12 protein-coding genes are annotated in these 14,753 nt (G+C 59.2%); 8 read left to right on the plus strand and 4 right to left on the minus strand.

Going from position 1 to position 14,753, the window contains the following annotated elements:
* Positions 1 to 42 precede the first annotated feature (42 nt).
* Positions 43 to 447, minus strand: coding sequence for an acyl-CoA thioesterase (locus IB252_RS12065; protein ID WP_111448233.1), 405 nt, complete (start codon positions 445 to 447; stop codon positions 43 to 45).
* Between the two features lie 362 nt (positions 448 to 809).
* On the opposite strand from IB252_RS12065, the gene IB252_RS12070 reads away from it, so the two are divergent.
* Entirely contained in the window at positions 810 to 2,108 is a 1,299-nt protein-coding gene (locus IB252_RS12070) for an MFS transporter (protein WP_008150042.1), read from the plus strand.
* A gap of 18 nt (positions 2,109 to 2,126) precedes the next feature.
* Here IB252_RS12070 and IB252_RS12075 read toward each other — a convergent pair whose 3' ends face one another.
* Both IB252_RS12075 and IB252_RS12080 read right to left on the minus strand, forming a co-directional pair.
* The gene (locus tag IB252_RS12075) at positions 2,127 to 2,618 is read right to left on the minus strand and encodes a type II toxin-antitoxin system VapC family toxin (protein ID WP_192408844.1); all 492 of its coding nucleotides are present in this window, start codon (positions 2,616 to 2,618) and stop codon (positions 2,127 to 2,129) included.
* On the minus strand, positions 2,615 to 3,673 hold the full coding sequence (locus tag IB252_RS12080) for a helix-turn-helix domain-containing protein (protein ID WP_192408846.1): 1,059 nt from the start codon (positions 3,671 to 3,673) through the stop codon (positions 2,615 to 2,617). Before IB252_RS12080 ends, IB252_RS12075 begins: the two co-directional genes overlap by 4 nt.
* 187 nt (positions 3,674 to 3,860) lie before the next feature.
* Here IB252_RS12080 and IB252_RS12085 point away from each other — a divergent pair, with 187 nt between their 5' ends.
* The 7 genes from IB252_RS12085 (at position 3,861) to IB252_RS12115 (ending at position 13,133) form a co-directional block, all read left to right on the plus strand.
* On the plus strand, positions 3,861 to 4,862 hold the full coding sequence (locus IB252_RS12085; protein ID WP_111448236.1) for a phosphate ABC transporter substrate-binding protein PstS: 1,002 nt from the start codon (positions 3,861 to 3,863) through the stop codon (positions 4,860 to 4,862).
* Between the two features lie 501 nt (positions 4,863 to 5,363).
* Positions 5,364 to 7,397: an ABC transporter permease subunit gene (locus IB252_RS12090; protein ID WP_192409296.1), complete on the plus strand. Its 2,034-nt coding sequence runs from the start codon at positions 5,364 to 5,366 to the stop codon at positions 7,395 to 7,397.
* Between the two features lie 15 nt (positions 7,398 to 7,412).
* Positions 7,413 to 9,083 carry a phosphate ABC transporter permease PstA gene (pstA, locus tag IB252_RS12095; protein WP_192408848.1) on the plus strand — a complete coding sequence of 557 codons (1,671 nt, stop codon included), beginning with the start codon at positions 7,413 to 7,415 and terminating at the stop codon, positions 9,081 to 9,083.
* Positions 9,084 to 9,242: 159 nt separating this feature from the next.
* Positions 9,243 to 10,076 carry a phosphate ABC transporter ATP-binding protein PstB gene (pstB, locus tag IB252_RS12100; RefSeq protein WP_008150054.1) on the plus strand — a complete coding sequence of 278 codons (834 nt, stop codon included), beginning with the start codon at positions 9,243 to 9,245 and terminating at the stop codon, positions 10,074 to 10,076.
* Positions 10,077 to 10,147: 71 nt separating this feature from the next.
* Positions 10,148 to 10,909 (plus strand): phosphate signaling complex protein PhoU, encoded by a 762-nt coding sequence (phoU, locus tag IB252_RS12105; protein WP_008150055.1) that lies wholly within the window; start codon positions 10,148 to 10,150, stop codon positions 10,907 to 10,909.
* Positions 10,910 to 11,076: 167 nt separating this feature from the next.
* Entirely contained in the window at positions 11,077 to 12,027 is a 951-nt protein-coding gene (locus IB252_RS12110) for a response regulator (RefSeq protein WP_192408850.1), read from the plus strand.
* A gap of 209 nt (positions 12,028 to 12,236) precedes the next feature.
* On the plus strand, positions 12,237 to 13,133 hold the full coding sequence (locus tag IB252_RS12115) for a peptidoglycan DD-metalloendopeptidase family protein (RefSeq protein WP_192408851.1): 897 nt from the start codon (positions 12,237 to 12,239) through the stop codon (positions 13,131 to 13,133).
* A gap of 197 nt (positions 13,134 to 13,330) precedes the next feature.
* Here IB252_RS12115 and IB252_RS12120 read toward each other — a convergent pair whose 3' ends face one another.
* Positions 13,331 to 14,671 carry a hemolysin family protein gene (locus IB252_RS12120; RefSeq protein WP_033059291.1) on the minus strand — a complete coding sequence of 447 codons (1,341 nt, stop codon included), beginning with the start codon at positions 14,669 to 14,671 and terminating at the stop codon, positions 13,331 to 13,333.
* Positions 14,672 to 14,753: the final 82 nt, after the last annotated feature.

The raw sequence follows: 14,753 nt of genomic DNA on the forward strand, positions 1-14,753 counted from the left end.
CAGGAACAATGACTGCAATGGACCGCAGAAAGGTCGCAGTGTTTAACGAGCTCTTGGCGGAACCGAACGGGTGCGACCGCTGCCGTCGATGGCGACGAACACAAACACGGCTTCAGTCACTTTGCGCCATTCGCTGGACAGCGGATCGTCACTCCAGACTTCGACCATCATCTGAATCGAGCTGCGGCCGATTTCCAGCGCCTGGGTATAAAAGGAGAGCTGGGCACCCACCGCGACCGGAACCAGAAACGCCATGCGGTCGATCGCCACCGTAGCCACGCGGCCAGCCGCGACTTTGCTGGCCATTGCGGTGCCGGCCAAATCCATCTGCGACACCAGCCAACCGCCGAAAATATCGCCAAAGCCGTTGGTTTCGCGGGGAAGCGCGGTAATTTGCAGGGCCAGATCGCCTTGCGGGATTGGATCTTCTTGTTCGAGCTCTATCATGCCGGGGGTGCCTCTGACCCGTGACTCTCATAAGTACTTCAGGTGAATAGCCGTCTCAAGGAAAAACGATTCAGCCCCGAACATACTACGTTCGTCACGTTTTTCGTAAGGCGCCTAAAGGGAAACTCTGCGAAATCGACTGGTAGAGCCAGCAGCGTCTTCGCACAGCAACCCTTGCAAGCTGTCGCAAGATTGCGAGTATATCGATCGGTAGACTCCGAGACGACCGTCCGGTTCTCATTTCGACCGTCAAATACGCACCTCTATGTGCTTTTTCGAACAATTTGCTATCGTGCCGGACCTGCCCAAGCCTCCGCCAGCGTTGTTGAGGTTGCAGATCCGACTATAAGAGAAGCCTTGCCATGACCACAGCGCCCTCGAGCATCGCGCCGTCCACTCAATCCGCACGTCCGCTGACCCGCAGCGATTACAAGACTTTGTCGCTGTCTGCCCTGGGCGGTGCGCTGGAGTTTTACGATTTCATCATCTTCGTGTTCTTCGCCACGGTGGTCGGCAAGCTGTTCTTCCCGGCCGACATGCCCGAGTGGCTGCGCTTGATGCAGACCTTCGGGATCTTTGCCGCCGGCTACCTGGCGCGGCCACTGGGCGGCATCGTCATGGCGCACTTCGGCGACCTGCTGGGACGCAAGAAGATGTTCACCCTGAGCATTTTCATGATGGCGGTGCCGACCCTGATCATGGGCCTGCTGCCGACTTACGCGCAGATCGGCATGTGGGCGCCGATCCTGTTGCTGCTGATGAGGGTAATTCAAGGCGCTGCGATTGGCGGTGAAGTACCGGGCGCGTGGGTATTCGTTTCCGAACACGTGCCGCAGCGGCACATCGGCTACGCCTGCGGCACCCTGACCTGCGGCCTGACGGCCGGTATCCTGCTGGGCTCGCTGGTCGCCACCGCAATCAACAGCATTTACACCCCGGTCGAAGTTTCGGATTACGCCTGGCGGATTCCGTTCCTGTTGGGTGGCGTATTCGGCCTGTTCTCGGTTTACCTGCGCCGCTGGTTGCACGAGACGCCGGTATTCGCCGAGCTGCAACTGCGCAAGGCCCTGGCAGAAGAAGTGCCGCTGCGCGCCGTGTTGCGCGACCATCGCGGGGCGATCCTGATTTCCATGCTGCTGACCTGGCTGCTGTCCGCCGGCATCATCGTGGTCATCCTGATGACCCCGACCGTGCTGCAGACCGTGTACCACTTCTCGCCAACCACCGCGTTGCAGGCCAACAGCCTGGCGATTGTGTTTCTGAGCCTGGGTTGCGTCGCCTCCGGTGCGCTGGCTGACCGCTTCGGCGCGGGTCGTGTCTTCGTGTTCGGCAGTGCTGCATTGCTGATCAGTTCATGGACCTTCTACCACAGCCTGTTCAACCACCCGGACTGGCTGTTCCCGATGTACGCCTTGACCGGCTTGCTGGTCGGCACCATCGGTGCGGTGCCGTACGTGATGGTCAAAGCCTTCCCGGCGGTGGTGCGTTTCAGCGGGCTGTCGTTCTCCTACAACCTGGCCTACGCCATCTTCGGCGGCCTGACCCCGATGGTGGTCACCTTGCTGCTCAAGGAAAGCCCGATGGGGCCTGCCTATTACGTAGCGATCATTTGTGGTGTCGGGGTTCTGGTGGGTGCCTACCTCTGGAAGAAAGGTCGATAACGCTAAAACCGCCAGTTGTTAAGGCTTTCGCCAGTGCGAAAGCCTTACTCCACATTCGCCCGCCGGTAAACGTGCTCCATGCTCAAGCATATGGTCCAGAGCATCCGCAGCATTCTTGGGTTTAATGACCTGATGTTCCACCATCAAATCGAGCAACCAGAGTGCGCAATGCACTTGTAACCCATCCCTCTGCGCTTGACGCCTCAGCTTGCCATCTCCAGTGAGCAACGGCCGACCTGTCTCTTGTGCGAGCAGGTAGCACGACACATCGGCCAATGAGCTGTTGTTGTGCTCTATTTTGAGAGTGAACAGCCTGGTAACCCCTGGCTCGTCGAAGGATTCAACAATCAATCCCCGACCGAGTAATTCGTCATGGGGGAAATCTTCGAGCTCATGCAATACGAAATCTGTGCAGCAAAGAGTGAATGGCAGTTTGAACATCTGCTCCAGCAGTCCGGCATTTCTGAAGTCGATCCAGATATTCGTATCGCTGATGTAGATCAGACTCATGCACTCTCCAGTGAGCCCAGAAAATTGGGGTCAAGAGCGCTCACTGGTTTGCGTAGAAGTTCGGCTGCACGGGATTTGGTGATCAACCCTTCCGCTAAGCCCCAGAACACCAACGATTCAAAACGTTGTGGTGGTTTGCATGGCAAGGGTTCAGGCTCGGCCTTGCGCCAGCCGTTCGCGCTGAATTGAATGGTGATGGATTTGTAGCCCCCATCGCTAAGCAGCTTCAAATCTTTGAGGCGTCGCAGAGCGGCATGCATCGAGATCCCATATTGGCGCTTGGCGATGAGCAATTCGCGGGGATGGACGCGTGAGCGAGGGTGGCTACCGAAGTCACTGGTGACACCTTTAGCCGGGTAGAGGAACGCGCCAGCGAAGCGATGGCAGCAGTTTTCCTTGTCACGCTCGGGCATGTCGTCGGGTAATTGCATGACCCAGTGACCGAGTTCATGTGCTGCGGTAAAGCGTATTCGTTCGCCTGGGCGCTCGGCATTGAGTGCAATCAAGACGTGGCGACCGTCACCGGTAGCGGCGCAGGCCCCGTCGAAGTCAGCCGGCCCCATGAGCATCGCGACCTTGATGCTGTGCTCTTCCAGTTGCTCGGTGAGGTTAGAAATTGGATCGCTGCCAATTCCCCAATATTCGCGTAGTGCCTCGGCAGCGTGCTCAGCTTCCTCAATAGAGGAGACCGGCAGCATTTGCGCGGGGGTGGCCGGAGTCTGGATGTCTGCCGGGTCAAAGCATTCTTCCAGAGCAATGTAGCGCTCAAGGTGTTCACGAATCTGTTCTTCGACTTGAACCTGGCGATACCTGGGCATCTTGGCAAGTTTACGAAACTCCAGCGGCGCAAGAGGCACGGCTTCGGCACGAAAGAAGTACTCGGGACTGACCTGCAGCACCTTGGCCAGTTGCAGCACGCGAGAGGAGTTCGGGGTACTTAACCCTTTCTCGTATTTGCTCAGGCCTTGCTTGGTGATGTCGCCAAGCTGGAGTGCCAAGGCTTCCAGGGACATGCCTCGCAGAAGGCGAGCGCGGCGAATTCGGTCGTTGATCATCGGTTCCTCTCGTGATTGACAAGACTATCTTTTGAATGTGATTTGTCAACCTTGATTCATTGCCTCGGTGTTTCTGTATTTCGAATGCTGGCCTTTCATCCAATTGTCATATTTCAGCCATAGAGTGTTCACACGGCCTGCTGATACTTGGCCCCGACTTAACACACCTATCTGCTAGGAGTAAGGCATGAAACTGAAGCGTTTGATGGCGGCAATGACTTTTGTCGCTGCTGGCGTTGCGACTGCCAACGCGGTTGCCGCTGTTGACCCTGCTATCCCGAGCTACACCAAAACCACTGGTGTGTCGGGCAACCTGTCCAGCGTCGGCTCCGATACCCTGGCCAACCTCATGACCCTGTGGGCTGAGAACTACAAAAAAGAATACCCGAACGTAAACATCCAGATTCAGGCTGCCGGTTCTTCTACCGCGCCACCTGCGCTGACTGAAGGCACCGCTAACCTGGGCCCGATGAGCCGCAAGATGAAGGACAACGAGCTGCAGGCCTTCGAAACCAAATACGGCTACAAGCCAACAGCTATCCCGGTTGCTGTGGATGCCTTGGCTGTCTTCGTTCACAAAGACAACCCGATCCAGCACCTGACCATGGAACAGGTCGACGCGATCTTCTCCTCGACTCGTCTGTGCGGCGCCAAAGCCGACGTGAAAACCTGGGGCGACCTGGGTGTGACCGGCGACCTGGCCAACAAGCCGGTTCAACTGTTCGGTCGTAACTCGGTATCCGGCACTTATGGCTACTTCAAAGAAGAAGCCCTGTGCAAAGGCGATTACAAGCCAAACGTCAACGAACAACCAGGCTCGGCTTCGGTCGTGCAGTCGATCAGCTCCTCGCTGAATGGCGTTGGTTACTCGGGCATCGGCTACAAGACCGCTAGCGTGAAGACCGTGGCCCTGGCCAAGAAAGGCAGCACTGAATTCATCGAAGACACCGAAGAAAACGCCCTGAACGGCAAGTACCCGCTGTCGCGTTTCCTCTACGTTTACGTCAACAAAGCCCCGAACAAGCCTCTGGCCCCGCTGGAAGCCGAGTTCGTGAAACTGGTTCTGTCCAAACAGGGCCAGGAAGTTGTGGTGAAAGACGGCTACATCCCACTGCCGGCCAAGGTTGCTGCAAAAGCACTGGCTGACCTGGGTCTGCAGGAAGGCGGCGCTGAAGTCGCAAAAAAGTAAAACCGTAGGTCCGGGGTAAACCCGGACCTGTAGGAGCAAGGCTTGCCCGCGATGGCGTCGGCACATTCAACAAAGATGTGACTGACAGTCCGCAATCGCGAGCAAGCTTTGCTCCTACAACGGCTCAGGGTTGCCATGCAGGCGACCCGGCCTCCCCAAATTTCCAGTCCACTGCCAGTTCCCGCTGGCGGCGGATTTGTTGCGTCACTGCATTGTCATCTTTCTGTCATACAGGATCGCTAGGGTGTGCGAATGAATGATCTGGCCAATTCCACCATGACTACAAATCCCCCCAAGCGAATTGACTTCAATACGCCTGAGTTGCAACGCAAGCGCCGCATCCGCGCGCTCAAAGATCGCCTGACCCGCTGGTACGTCCTTGTGGGCGGCCTCGCCGTTCTCGGCGCGATCACGCTGATCTTTTTCTTCCTTGCCTACGTTGTCGCGCCCCTGTTTCAGGGCGCCGACCTGACCGCCAAGGAAGCCATCACGCCGGCCTGGATGCAGGACGCCGGCAAGCCGTTGATGATCTCCCTGGAAGAACAGAACCAGGTCGCCATGCGGGTTTCCGACAAGGGCCAGGCGTTGTTCTTCGATATCGACAGTGGCGCTGAACTCGCGCGTGTCGATCTGTCGATTCCGGCCGGCACTACCGTGACCTCCATCGGCAAAGACCAACCAGGCCATCCATTGGTGGCGGTGGGCTTGTCCAACGGCCAGGCGCTGGTGTTCCGTCACACTTATAAAGTCAGCTACCCGGACGGCAAGAAAACCATCTCGCCAGCCATTGAATACCCGTACGGCGAAACGCCGATCGCGCTGAACGAGGCGGGCGGAGCCCTTGAGCACGTCAGCCTCAACGCGACCGATACGACGCTGATGCTGGTCGGCTCCACCGGTTCGCAACTCAATGTTTTGTCGCTGACCAGCGAAGAAAACATGATGACCGGCGAAATCACCAACGAGCAGAAACGTATCGATCTGCCACAGATGACCGAGCCGGTGAAAAATATCTTCGTCGACCCGCGTCAGCAGTGGCTGTACGTGATTAACGGTCGCGCCCAGGCCGACGTGTTCAGCCTGCGCGACAAGAGCCTCAACGGTCGCTACAAACTGCTGGATGATGGCGAAGCGCAAATCACTGCCAGTACTCAGCTGGTGGGTGGCATCTCGCTGATCCTCGGCGATTCCAAGGGTGGTCTGGCCCAATGGTTCATGGCCCGCGACCACGATGGCGAACTGCGTCTGAAGCAGATTCGTAACTTCCAGATGGGCACTGCGCCGATCGTTGAAATCACCGCTGAAGAACGTCGCAAAGGTTTCATCGCCCTTGATGCGTCCGGCAAGCTCGGCGTGTTCCACAGCACCGCCCACCGCACCTTGCTGGTGGATCAGGTGGTCGATGGCGAAGGCATCTTTGGCCTGTCGCCACGGGCCAACCGGGTGATCGTGGAGGCGGGCGGCAAGATTCAACCGCTGCTGCTCGACAACCCGCACCCAGAAGTTTCCTGGAGCGCGTTGTGGAGCAAGGTCTGGTACGAGAACTACGACGAGCCTAAATACGTCTGGCAATCGACCGCCGCCAACACTGACTTCGAACCCAAGCTGAGCCTGTCACCGCTGACCTTCGGTACCTTGAAAGCCGCGTTCTACGCCATGCTGCTGGCCGCTCCACTGGCCGTCGCCGCTGCCATCTACACCGCGTACTTCATGGCTCCGGGCATGCGCCGCAAGGTCAAGCCGGTGATCGAACTGATGGAAGCGATGCCGACGGTGATCCTCGGTTTCTTCGCCGGTCTGTTCCTCGCACCGTATGTGGAAGGACATTTGCCGGGCATCTTCAGCCTGCTGCTGTTGATGCCGATCGGCATCCTGGTCGCCGGTTTCACCTTCAGCCGCCTGCCTGAGTCCATCCGCCTGAAAGTGCCGGACGGTTGGGAAAGCGCGATCCTGATTCCGGTGATCCTGTTCGTGGGCTGGCTCTCGCTGTACATGAGCCCGTACATGGAAACCTGGTTCTTCGGCGGCGACATGCGCATGTGGATCTCCCACGACCTGGGCATCACCTACGACCAGCGCAACGCACTGGTGGTCGGTCTGGCCATGGGCTTTGCGGTGATCCCGAACATCTATTCCATCGCCGAAGACGCCGTGTTCAGCGTGCCGCGCGGTTTGACCCTCGGTTCCCTGGCCCTCGGGGCCACGCCATGGCAGACCATGACTCGCGTGGTGATCCTCACCGCCAGCCCGGGCATCTTCTCGGCGCTGATGATCGGCATGGGCCGTGCGGTCGGTGAAACCATGATCGTGCTGATGGCCACCGGCAACACCCCGGTCATGGAAATGAACCTGTTCGAAGGCCTGCGCACCCTGGCGGCCAACGTTGCGGTGGAAATGCCCGAATCGGAAGTCGGCGGCAGCCACTACCGCGTGCTGTTCCTCTCGGCGCTGGTGCTGCTGTTGTTCACCTTCGTCATGAACACCCTCGCGGAACTGATTCGTCAGCGTCTGCGCAAGAAATACTCGTCGCTTTAAGAAAGGTAGAAGTCTGTGAAACAGAACTCCCTGAAAGGATGGTTCAAGAGCGGCGCCCCTGGCGTCTGGATCAGCGGTGGCGCGGTGTCCATCGCGGTCATCATGACCATTGGCTTGCTGGCCGTGATTGCCGTGCGCGGTCTGGGCCATTTCTGGCCGGCGGACCTGGTGCACGCCAGTTACGACGTACCGGGCCAGGCCAATCACCTCGTCATCGGCGAAGTGGTGCAGAAAGAAGAAGTGCCGCGCGAGCGCCTTAAAAGTGCTGGCCTGCCGGTGCCCGATCAGGGCCCGGAGTTCATGACCCGCGAGCTGATCAAGGTCGGCAACCGTGACCTCAATGGCAACGACTTCACCTGGATCGTCGGCGAGTGGCTGACCAATCAGAAGACTCCACCCGAGTTGATGACCATCGAGCGTCGCGAGTGGGGCAACTTCTACGGCTACCTGGTCAACGTCAAACAGGACGGCAAGGTCATCGCTGAAGGCGAAGCTGCATGGCCTGAGCTGCAGGCCCGTGTCGCTCGCGTCAACCAGCTCGCCGCCCAGCTCAAGAGCCTGGAAAAAACCGACATTGGCGCGATCAACGCGGGCCTCGAGCGCGTCCGTCTGCACGGTCGCAAACTGGAACTGACCGGAACGATGGACGCTGCCGCGCAAGCGGACATGGAGTCCGAGCGTGCCGAACTGAACGCGCGTTATCAGGACATCGAAGCACGCCTGAACGACCTGCACGCCCAGTTCAACCGCGACAGCCTGACGGCCCGCGACGCGAACGGCAAAGAGATCGAAATCGGTATCGGCAAAGTGGTTCACGCCTATCAGCCGAACGCCATGAACACCTTCACCAAGATCGGCTTCTACTTCAGCAAGGTCTGGGAGTTCTTGAGCGACGACCCGCGTGAAGCGAACACCGAAGGCGGGATCTTCCCGGCGATTTTCGGCACCGTGATGATGACGTTGATCATGGCGATGATCGTGACCCCGTTTGGCGTACTGGCTGCGGTTTACCTGCGTGAATATGCGAAGCAGAACACCATGACGCGCTTGATCCGCATCGCGGTGAACAACCTGGCGGGCGTTCCAGCCATCGTATACGGCGTGTTCGGTCTGGGTTTCTTCGTCTATGTGCTGGGTGGTTCGGTCGACCGGTTGTTCTTCCCGGAAGCGCTGCCAGCGCCGACATTCGGGACGCCGGGTCTGCTCTGGGCGTCCCTGACCCTGGCGCTGCTGGCTGTGCCGGTGGTGATCGTGGCCACGGAAGAAGGCCTGGCGCGGATTCCTCGCACCGTGCGCGAAGGCTCGTTGGCCCTCGGCGCAACCAAGGCTGAAACCTTGTGGAAGATCGTACTGCCAATGGCCAGCCCGGCGATGATGACCGGCATGATCCTCGCCGTGGCTCGCGCCGCGGGTGAAGTGGCGCCGCTGATGCTGGTGGGTGTGGTGAAACTGGCGCCATCGCTGCCGCTGGATGGCAACTACCCGTACTTGCACCTGGACCAGAAGATCATGCACCTGGGCTTCCACATCTATGACGTCGGCTTCCAGAGCCCGAACGTCGAGGCCGCGCGGCCGCTGGTGTACGCCACGGCGCTGCTGCTGGTGCTGGTGATCGCCACGCTTAACTTGTCGGCCGTTTATATCCGTAACCACCTGCGCGAAAAATACAAAGCGCTGGATAGTTGATTCATGCAGCACTGATTTCTATGTGGGAGCCAGCCTGCTGGCGATGGCATCACCGCGGTTTACAGATTGACCGCGTTGGTCGAGCGCGACCCCGGCTGATCGCCAGCAGGCCGGCTCCCACAAAAACCGAACCGAATTTGTTAGCACAGGGAGCCTCCCATGCAGCACGAAGCACATACCCACGGCATCAACATGTCGGCCCTGGGCCGCGACAAACAGAGCTTGAGCCTTGAACAGGAAACCGTCGCGATTGAAGTGCCGGGCCTGAGCCTGTTCTACGGCGACAAACAAGCGCTGTACGACGTCAGCATGAACATCCCGAAACAGCGCGTGACCGCCTTCATCGGCCCGTCCGGCTGCGGCAAGTCCACGCTGCTGCGCACCTTCAACCGCATGAACGACCTGGTGGATGGCTGCCGAGTCGAAGGCGCGATCAACCTGTACGGCAACAACATCTACCGCAAGGGCGAAGACGTGGCCGAGCTGCGTCGTCGCGTTGGCATGGTGTTCCAGAAGCCCAACCCGTTCCCGAAAACCATCTACGAGAACGTGGTCTACGGCTTGCGCATCCAGGGCATCAACAAGAAACGCATCCTCGACGAAGCCGTCGAGTGGGCGTTGAAAGGCGCGGCGCTGTGGGACGAAGTCAAAGACCGTCTGCACGAGTCGGCACTTGGCCTGTCCGGTGGTCAGCAACAACGTCTGGTGATCGCTCGCACCATTGCCGTGGAGCCGGAAGTGTTGCTGCTCGACGAACCGTGCTCGGCACTCGACCCGATCTCCACGCTGAAAGTCGAAGAGCTGATCTACGAACTGAAATCGAAGTTCACCATCGTCATCGTGACCCACAACATGCAACAGGCCGCGCGGGTTTCCGATTACACAGCGTTCATGTACATGGGCAAACTGGTGGAATTCGGCGACACCGACACCCTGTTCACCAATCCGGCGAAGAAGCAGACCGAAGACTACATCACCGGTCGCTACGGCTAGGAAGCTGTTGTTGCTCACTGAACTGACGCTGCGGTCCACCGCACCTTACCGGACGCTCCAAGGACGCCAACATGATTAGTAAAGAAGGCCTTACCCATCACATCTCCGCGCAGTTCAACGCTGAGCTCGAGGAGGTGCGCAGCCACCTCCTGGCCATGGGCGGGCTGGTGGAAAAGCAAGTCAACGACGCGGTGACCGCGCTGATCGAGGCCGACTCCGGCCTGGCCCAGCAGGTTCGCGAGATCGACGACCAGATCAACCAGATGGAACGCAACATCGACGAAGAATGCCTGCGCATTCTGGCCCGTCGTCAGCCGGCGGCGTCGGACTTGCGTTTGATCATCAGCATCTCCAAGTCGGTGATCGACCTGGAGCGCATCGGTGACGAAGCGACCAAGATCGCCCGTCGTGCCATCCAGTTGTGCGAAGAAGGCGAAGCCCCGCGGGGTTACGTCGAGGTTCGCCACATCGGTGACCAGGTGCGCAACATGGTTCGCGATGCACTGGACGCCTTTGCCCGCTTCGACGCCGACCTGGCGTTGTCGGTGGCCCAGTACGACAAGATCATCGACCGCGAGTACAAGACCGCGTTGCGTGAACTGGCCACCTACATGATGGAAGACCCGCGCTCTATCTCGCGGGTCTTGAGCATCATTTGGGTGCTGCGTTCGCTGGAACGGATCGGCGACCACGCGCGCAATATCTCGGAGCTGGTGATTTACCTGGTGCGCGGTACCGACGTGCGGCACCTGGGCCTCAAGCGCATGAAAGAAGAAGTTGAAGGCACAAGTGGCGAAACCGCTAATGTTCCGGGCAAAGCTGACGATAAGTAAGATTGCCTGAGAAAAGCGCCCGGCCTTTTGGCCGGGCGTTTTTGTTTGTGGTTGATGAATTCGAAAGCAGCACCCGCGAACGAAAAGTCCCGGCGTGACTGAAGGTTTTTGGCAATGTGCCATCAGCAAAGCGGTATGCTTGCCGGGATTTTTTAAAGGGGTGATGGATGAGTAAGGTCAGTGTGTTGGTCGTGGACGACGCGTCGTTTATTCGTGACCTGGTGAAGAAGTGCTTGCGCAACTACTTCCCGGGGATCCGGATCGAAGACGCGGTCAACGGCAAGAAGGCTCAGGCCTTGCTGGCTCGGGAAGCGTTCGACCTGGTCCTGTGCGACTGGGAAATGCCGGAAATGTCCGGCCTGGAGCTGCTGACCTGGTGCCGCGAGCAGGACAACCTCAAGACCATGCCGTTCGTGATGGTGACCAGCCGTGGCGATAAAGAGAACGTCGTCCAGGCGATCCAGGCCGGGGTTTCCGGCTACGTCAGCAAGCCGTTCACCAACGAGCAACTGCTGACCAAGGTCAAGCAGGCCCTGAACAAGGTCGGCAAGCTCGACACCTTGATGAACAGCGCGCCGACCAAAATGAACTCGGCGTTCGGCAACGATTCCCTGAGCGCATTGACCGGTGGCAAGGCTGCCGTGGTCGCACCCGCCGCGGCGCCGGTCAACCCGTTCGCCAAACCTGCCGCTGCCGCGCCGGCCCCGGCGGCTGCTGCGTCTCGCGGTCTGCTCAACAGCCCGCCGATCAAGCCTCCAGCATCCTCCGCAGCGCCAACGGGCGGACGTGGCCAGGGCCAACTGCGCCTGCCGAACGGCATTGCGCAATGTGTGATCAAGGCCTTGAGCCTTAAGGAAGCGCTGCTGGTGGTGAAACGCACCGACACCCTGCCACAAGTGCTCGACAGCGCCGTGCTCGACCTGGAGCAGGGCGATAACGCCGAAACCGCCCGTCTGAATGGCTACCTGCACGCCATCGTCGCCCACGAGCCAAAACCCGACAGCGACTGGCTGCAACTGACCTTCCGTTTCGTCGATCAGGACGCGCAGAAGCTCGACTACATCTCCCGGTTGATCGCACGTGGTACGGCGCAGAAGCATTTCGTACCGGGCGCTTAAGCCTCGCGTCGCCTGATAGTCCGCCATCGCGAGCAGGCTCACTCCCACATTTGAAATGCATTCCAATGTGGGAGCGGGCTTGCTCGCGAAGGGGCCATTGAATTCACCACACATCCGCCGAACGGCCCATTTTGAAACATCTGCCGACTACCCGGGTCCATTGCAGCTGCTAGGCTCCTACCCAGTACTTACTCGACAGAATCTTGCCCATGCTCGCGCGCCTGCTGTTTTTTTGCGGTCTTTTCATGGCCTCCACCTCGGCGTTGGCCATGACGATCTACAAGTCCACCGACGCCAATGGCGTGGTCTCCTACAGCGACCGCCCCACGACAGGCTCCAAGGTGTTGGTTTTTCGTGATCGCATGGTCGAGAATCTAGAGCGTCAGGTGTACCTCGTCATCACGAAGAAGAAGGGCGTGGACAGCGTTTACGTGCGCAATGACCTGTATGCGCCGGTAGAAATCGAGTTGAGCTTCGGCGGGCTGAAGAACGTCAGCGGTGCGCCAAGCCGACCGATTCGTCGGGTGATGCCGGCACGCAGCAGTATTCGTCTGGCGCTGCTCACGGCCACGCAGTCCGAAAGGCCGCTCGCGTACACCCCGAAATTTGAATACTCCTTGGGCGACCCCTCAGGGGCCACTATGGCCTATCGATACCCGCTGCCATGGCGTGGCGGACCGTTTCGTCTGAGTCAGGGCGCCAATGGTCAATACAGCCACTTTGGTCCCAAGAACCGCTACGCCATGGACATCGCCATGCCCGAAGGCACGCCGATCATCGCGGCGCGTGGCGGTGTGGTGGTGAAAACCGAGAATGCCCAGACCGGGCGCGGCACCGATCCGTCGGGTAATTTCGTGCGGGTGCTGCACGATGACGGGACGATGGGCGTGTATCTGCACCTCAAACGAGGTTCGGTGAGCGTTCGCGAGGGGCAACGGGTGTCGGTGGGGAGCCCGCTGGCCTTGTCGGGCAACACCGGCAACAGCAGCGGGCCGCACCTGCATTTCGTGGTGCAGCGCAATACCGGGTTGGGGCTGGTGTCGATTCCGTACCAGTTCAATCAACCGGTAGGCAACCTGCCCAACTTTGCGTTGGGCAAGCAGTAGAGGCGGTGAGAATCTATTGAGGTGAGAGGATTTATCTTTGGTGAGAGAGTTTAAATGTGGCGAGGGGATTTATCCCCGTTGGGTCGCGAAGCGATCCCGTCGTATTTAGAAGCATTGGGACGGCTTCGCCGTCCAACGGGGATAAATCCCCTCGCCACAGATAAATCCCCTCATCACAAAAGCCCTGCAGGCCCGGATCAATCGAGCATCAACACCTTGGCTAGAATGATCTTCGGCCCTTTCATCTTCTTGATGATGATCCGCAAGCCTTCGACTTCCAGCACTTCTTCCTCTTCCGGCACCCGTTTCAGGGTTTCGTAGACCAGCCCGGCGAGGGTTTCGGCTTCGATGTGGTCCAGATCGATGCCCAGCAGGCGCTCGACCTTGAACAGCGGCGTGTCGCCGCGCACCAGCAGCTTGCCCGGCTGGTACGCGAGGATCCCGCGCTCAGCCTTGCGGTGTTCGTCCTGAATGTCGCCGACCAGTACTTCCAACACGTCTTCCATGGTCAGGTAGCCGATGATGTTGCCATCGGCTTCTTCGACCAGGGCGAAGTGCGAGCCGCCTTTGCGGAACTGTTCCAGCAACTGCGACAGCGGCATATGGCGCGAAACACGCTCCAGCGGCCGGGTCAGTTCGGCGAGGTTGAACGACTCGGGAATGTGGTCCAGGGCCGCCAGTTCCAGCAGCAGATCCTTGATGTGTAGCAGGCCGACGAACTCCTGACGATCGCTGTCGTACACCGGATAACGGCTGAACTTGTGGCGACGGAACATCGCCAGGATTTCCTTCAGCGGCGCGTTGAACTCCAGGGTCACCAGGTCTTCCCGGGAATTGGCCCAGTCGACCACTTCCAGCTCGCCCATTTCCACCGCCGAGGCCAAAACGCGCATGCCTTGGTCGCTCGGGTCCTGGCCACGGCTGGAGTGCAGGATCAGCTTCAGTTCTTCACGGCTGTAATGGTGCTCGTGATGAGGGCCGGGTTCCCCTTGGCCGGCGATCCGCAGGATCGTGTTGGCGCTGGCGTTGAGCAGGTAAATCGCCGGATACATCGCCCAGTAGAACAGGTACAGCGGCACGGCGGTCCACAGCGACAGCAGCTCGGGTTTGCGGATGGCCCAGGATTTGGGCGCCAGCTCACCGACCACGATGTGCAGGTACGAGATGACGAAGAACGCGGCGAAGAACGACACGCCTTTGATCACTTCGGCCGACTGCACACCGACGGCTTCAAGGATCGGTTCGAGGATGTGCGCGAACGCCGGCTCACCGACCCAACCGAGGCCGAGAGAGGCGAGGGTGATACCCAATTGGCACGCCGACAGGTAAGCATCGAGCTGACTGTGAACGGTGCGCAGGATATGCCCGCGCCAGCCGTTTTTATCAGCGATGGCTTCGACCCGGGTCGAGCGCAATTTGACCATGGCAAATTCCGCCGCAACGAAAAAGCCGTTGAGCAAAACCAGGATCAGAGCAAAAAGAATCATGCCGAAATCGGCGAAGAGTGTCGCGAGGGTCAAGCCAGGGGAAGGGTCCATGATGGAGTTTTGCGGGTTCCGTGTATTCGAAAGGAAAGAAAAAAGTGCGCCTGAAGGGCAGGCACAAGTCAGCCAATGTAGC

This window comes from Pseudomonas sp. PDM10, from assembly GCF_014852295.1.
Classification (GTDB): Bacteria; Pseudomonadota; Gammaproteobacteria; order Pseudomonadales; family Pseudomonadaceae; genus Aquipseudomonas.

Coding starts and splice junctions, on each gene's coding strand:
- IB252_RS12065 (WP_111448233.1), bottom strand. CDS start 447: ATGATAGAGCTCGAACAAGAAGATCCAATCCCGCAAGGCGATCTGGCC.
- IB252_RS12070 (WP_008150042.1), top strand. CDS start 810: ATGACCACAGCGCCCTCGAGCATCGCGCCGTCCACTCAATCCGCACGT.
- IB252_RS12075 (WP_192408844.1), bottom strand. CDS start 2,618: ATGAGTCTGATCTACATCAGCGATACGAATATCTGGATCGACTTCAGA.
- IB252_RS12080 (WP_192408846.1), bottom strand. CDS start 3,673: ATGATCAACGACCGAATTCGCCGCGCTCGCCTTCTGCGAGGCATGTCC.
- IB252_RS12085 (WP_111448236.1), top strand. CDS start 3,861: ATGAAACTGAAGCGTTTGATGGCGGCAATGACTTTTGTCGCTGCTGGC.
- IB252_RS12090 (WP_192409296.1), top strand. CDS start 5,364: ATGCAGGACGCCGGCAAGCCGTTGATGATCTCCCTGGAAGAACAGAAC.
- pstB (WP_008150054.1), top strand. CDS start 9,243: ATGCAGCACGAAGCACATACCCACGGCATCAACATGTCGGCCCTGGGC.
- phoU (WP_008150055.1), top strand. CDS start 10,148: ATGATTAGTAAAGAAGGCCTTACCCATCACATCTCCGCGCAGTTCAAC.
- IB252_RS12110 (WP_192408850.1), top strand. CDS start 11,077: ATGAGTAAGGTCAGTGTGTTGGTCGTGGACGACGCGTCGTTTATTCGT.
- IB252_RS12115 (WP_192408851.1), top strand. CDS start 12,237: ATGCTCGCGCGCCTGCTGTTTTTTTGCGGTCTTTTCATGGCCTCCACC.
- IB252_RS12120 (WP_033059291.1), bottom strand. CDS start 14,671: ATGGACCCTTCCCCTGGCTTGACCCTCGCGACACTCTTCGCCGATTTC.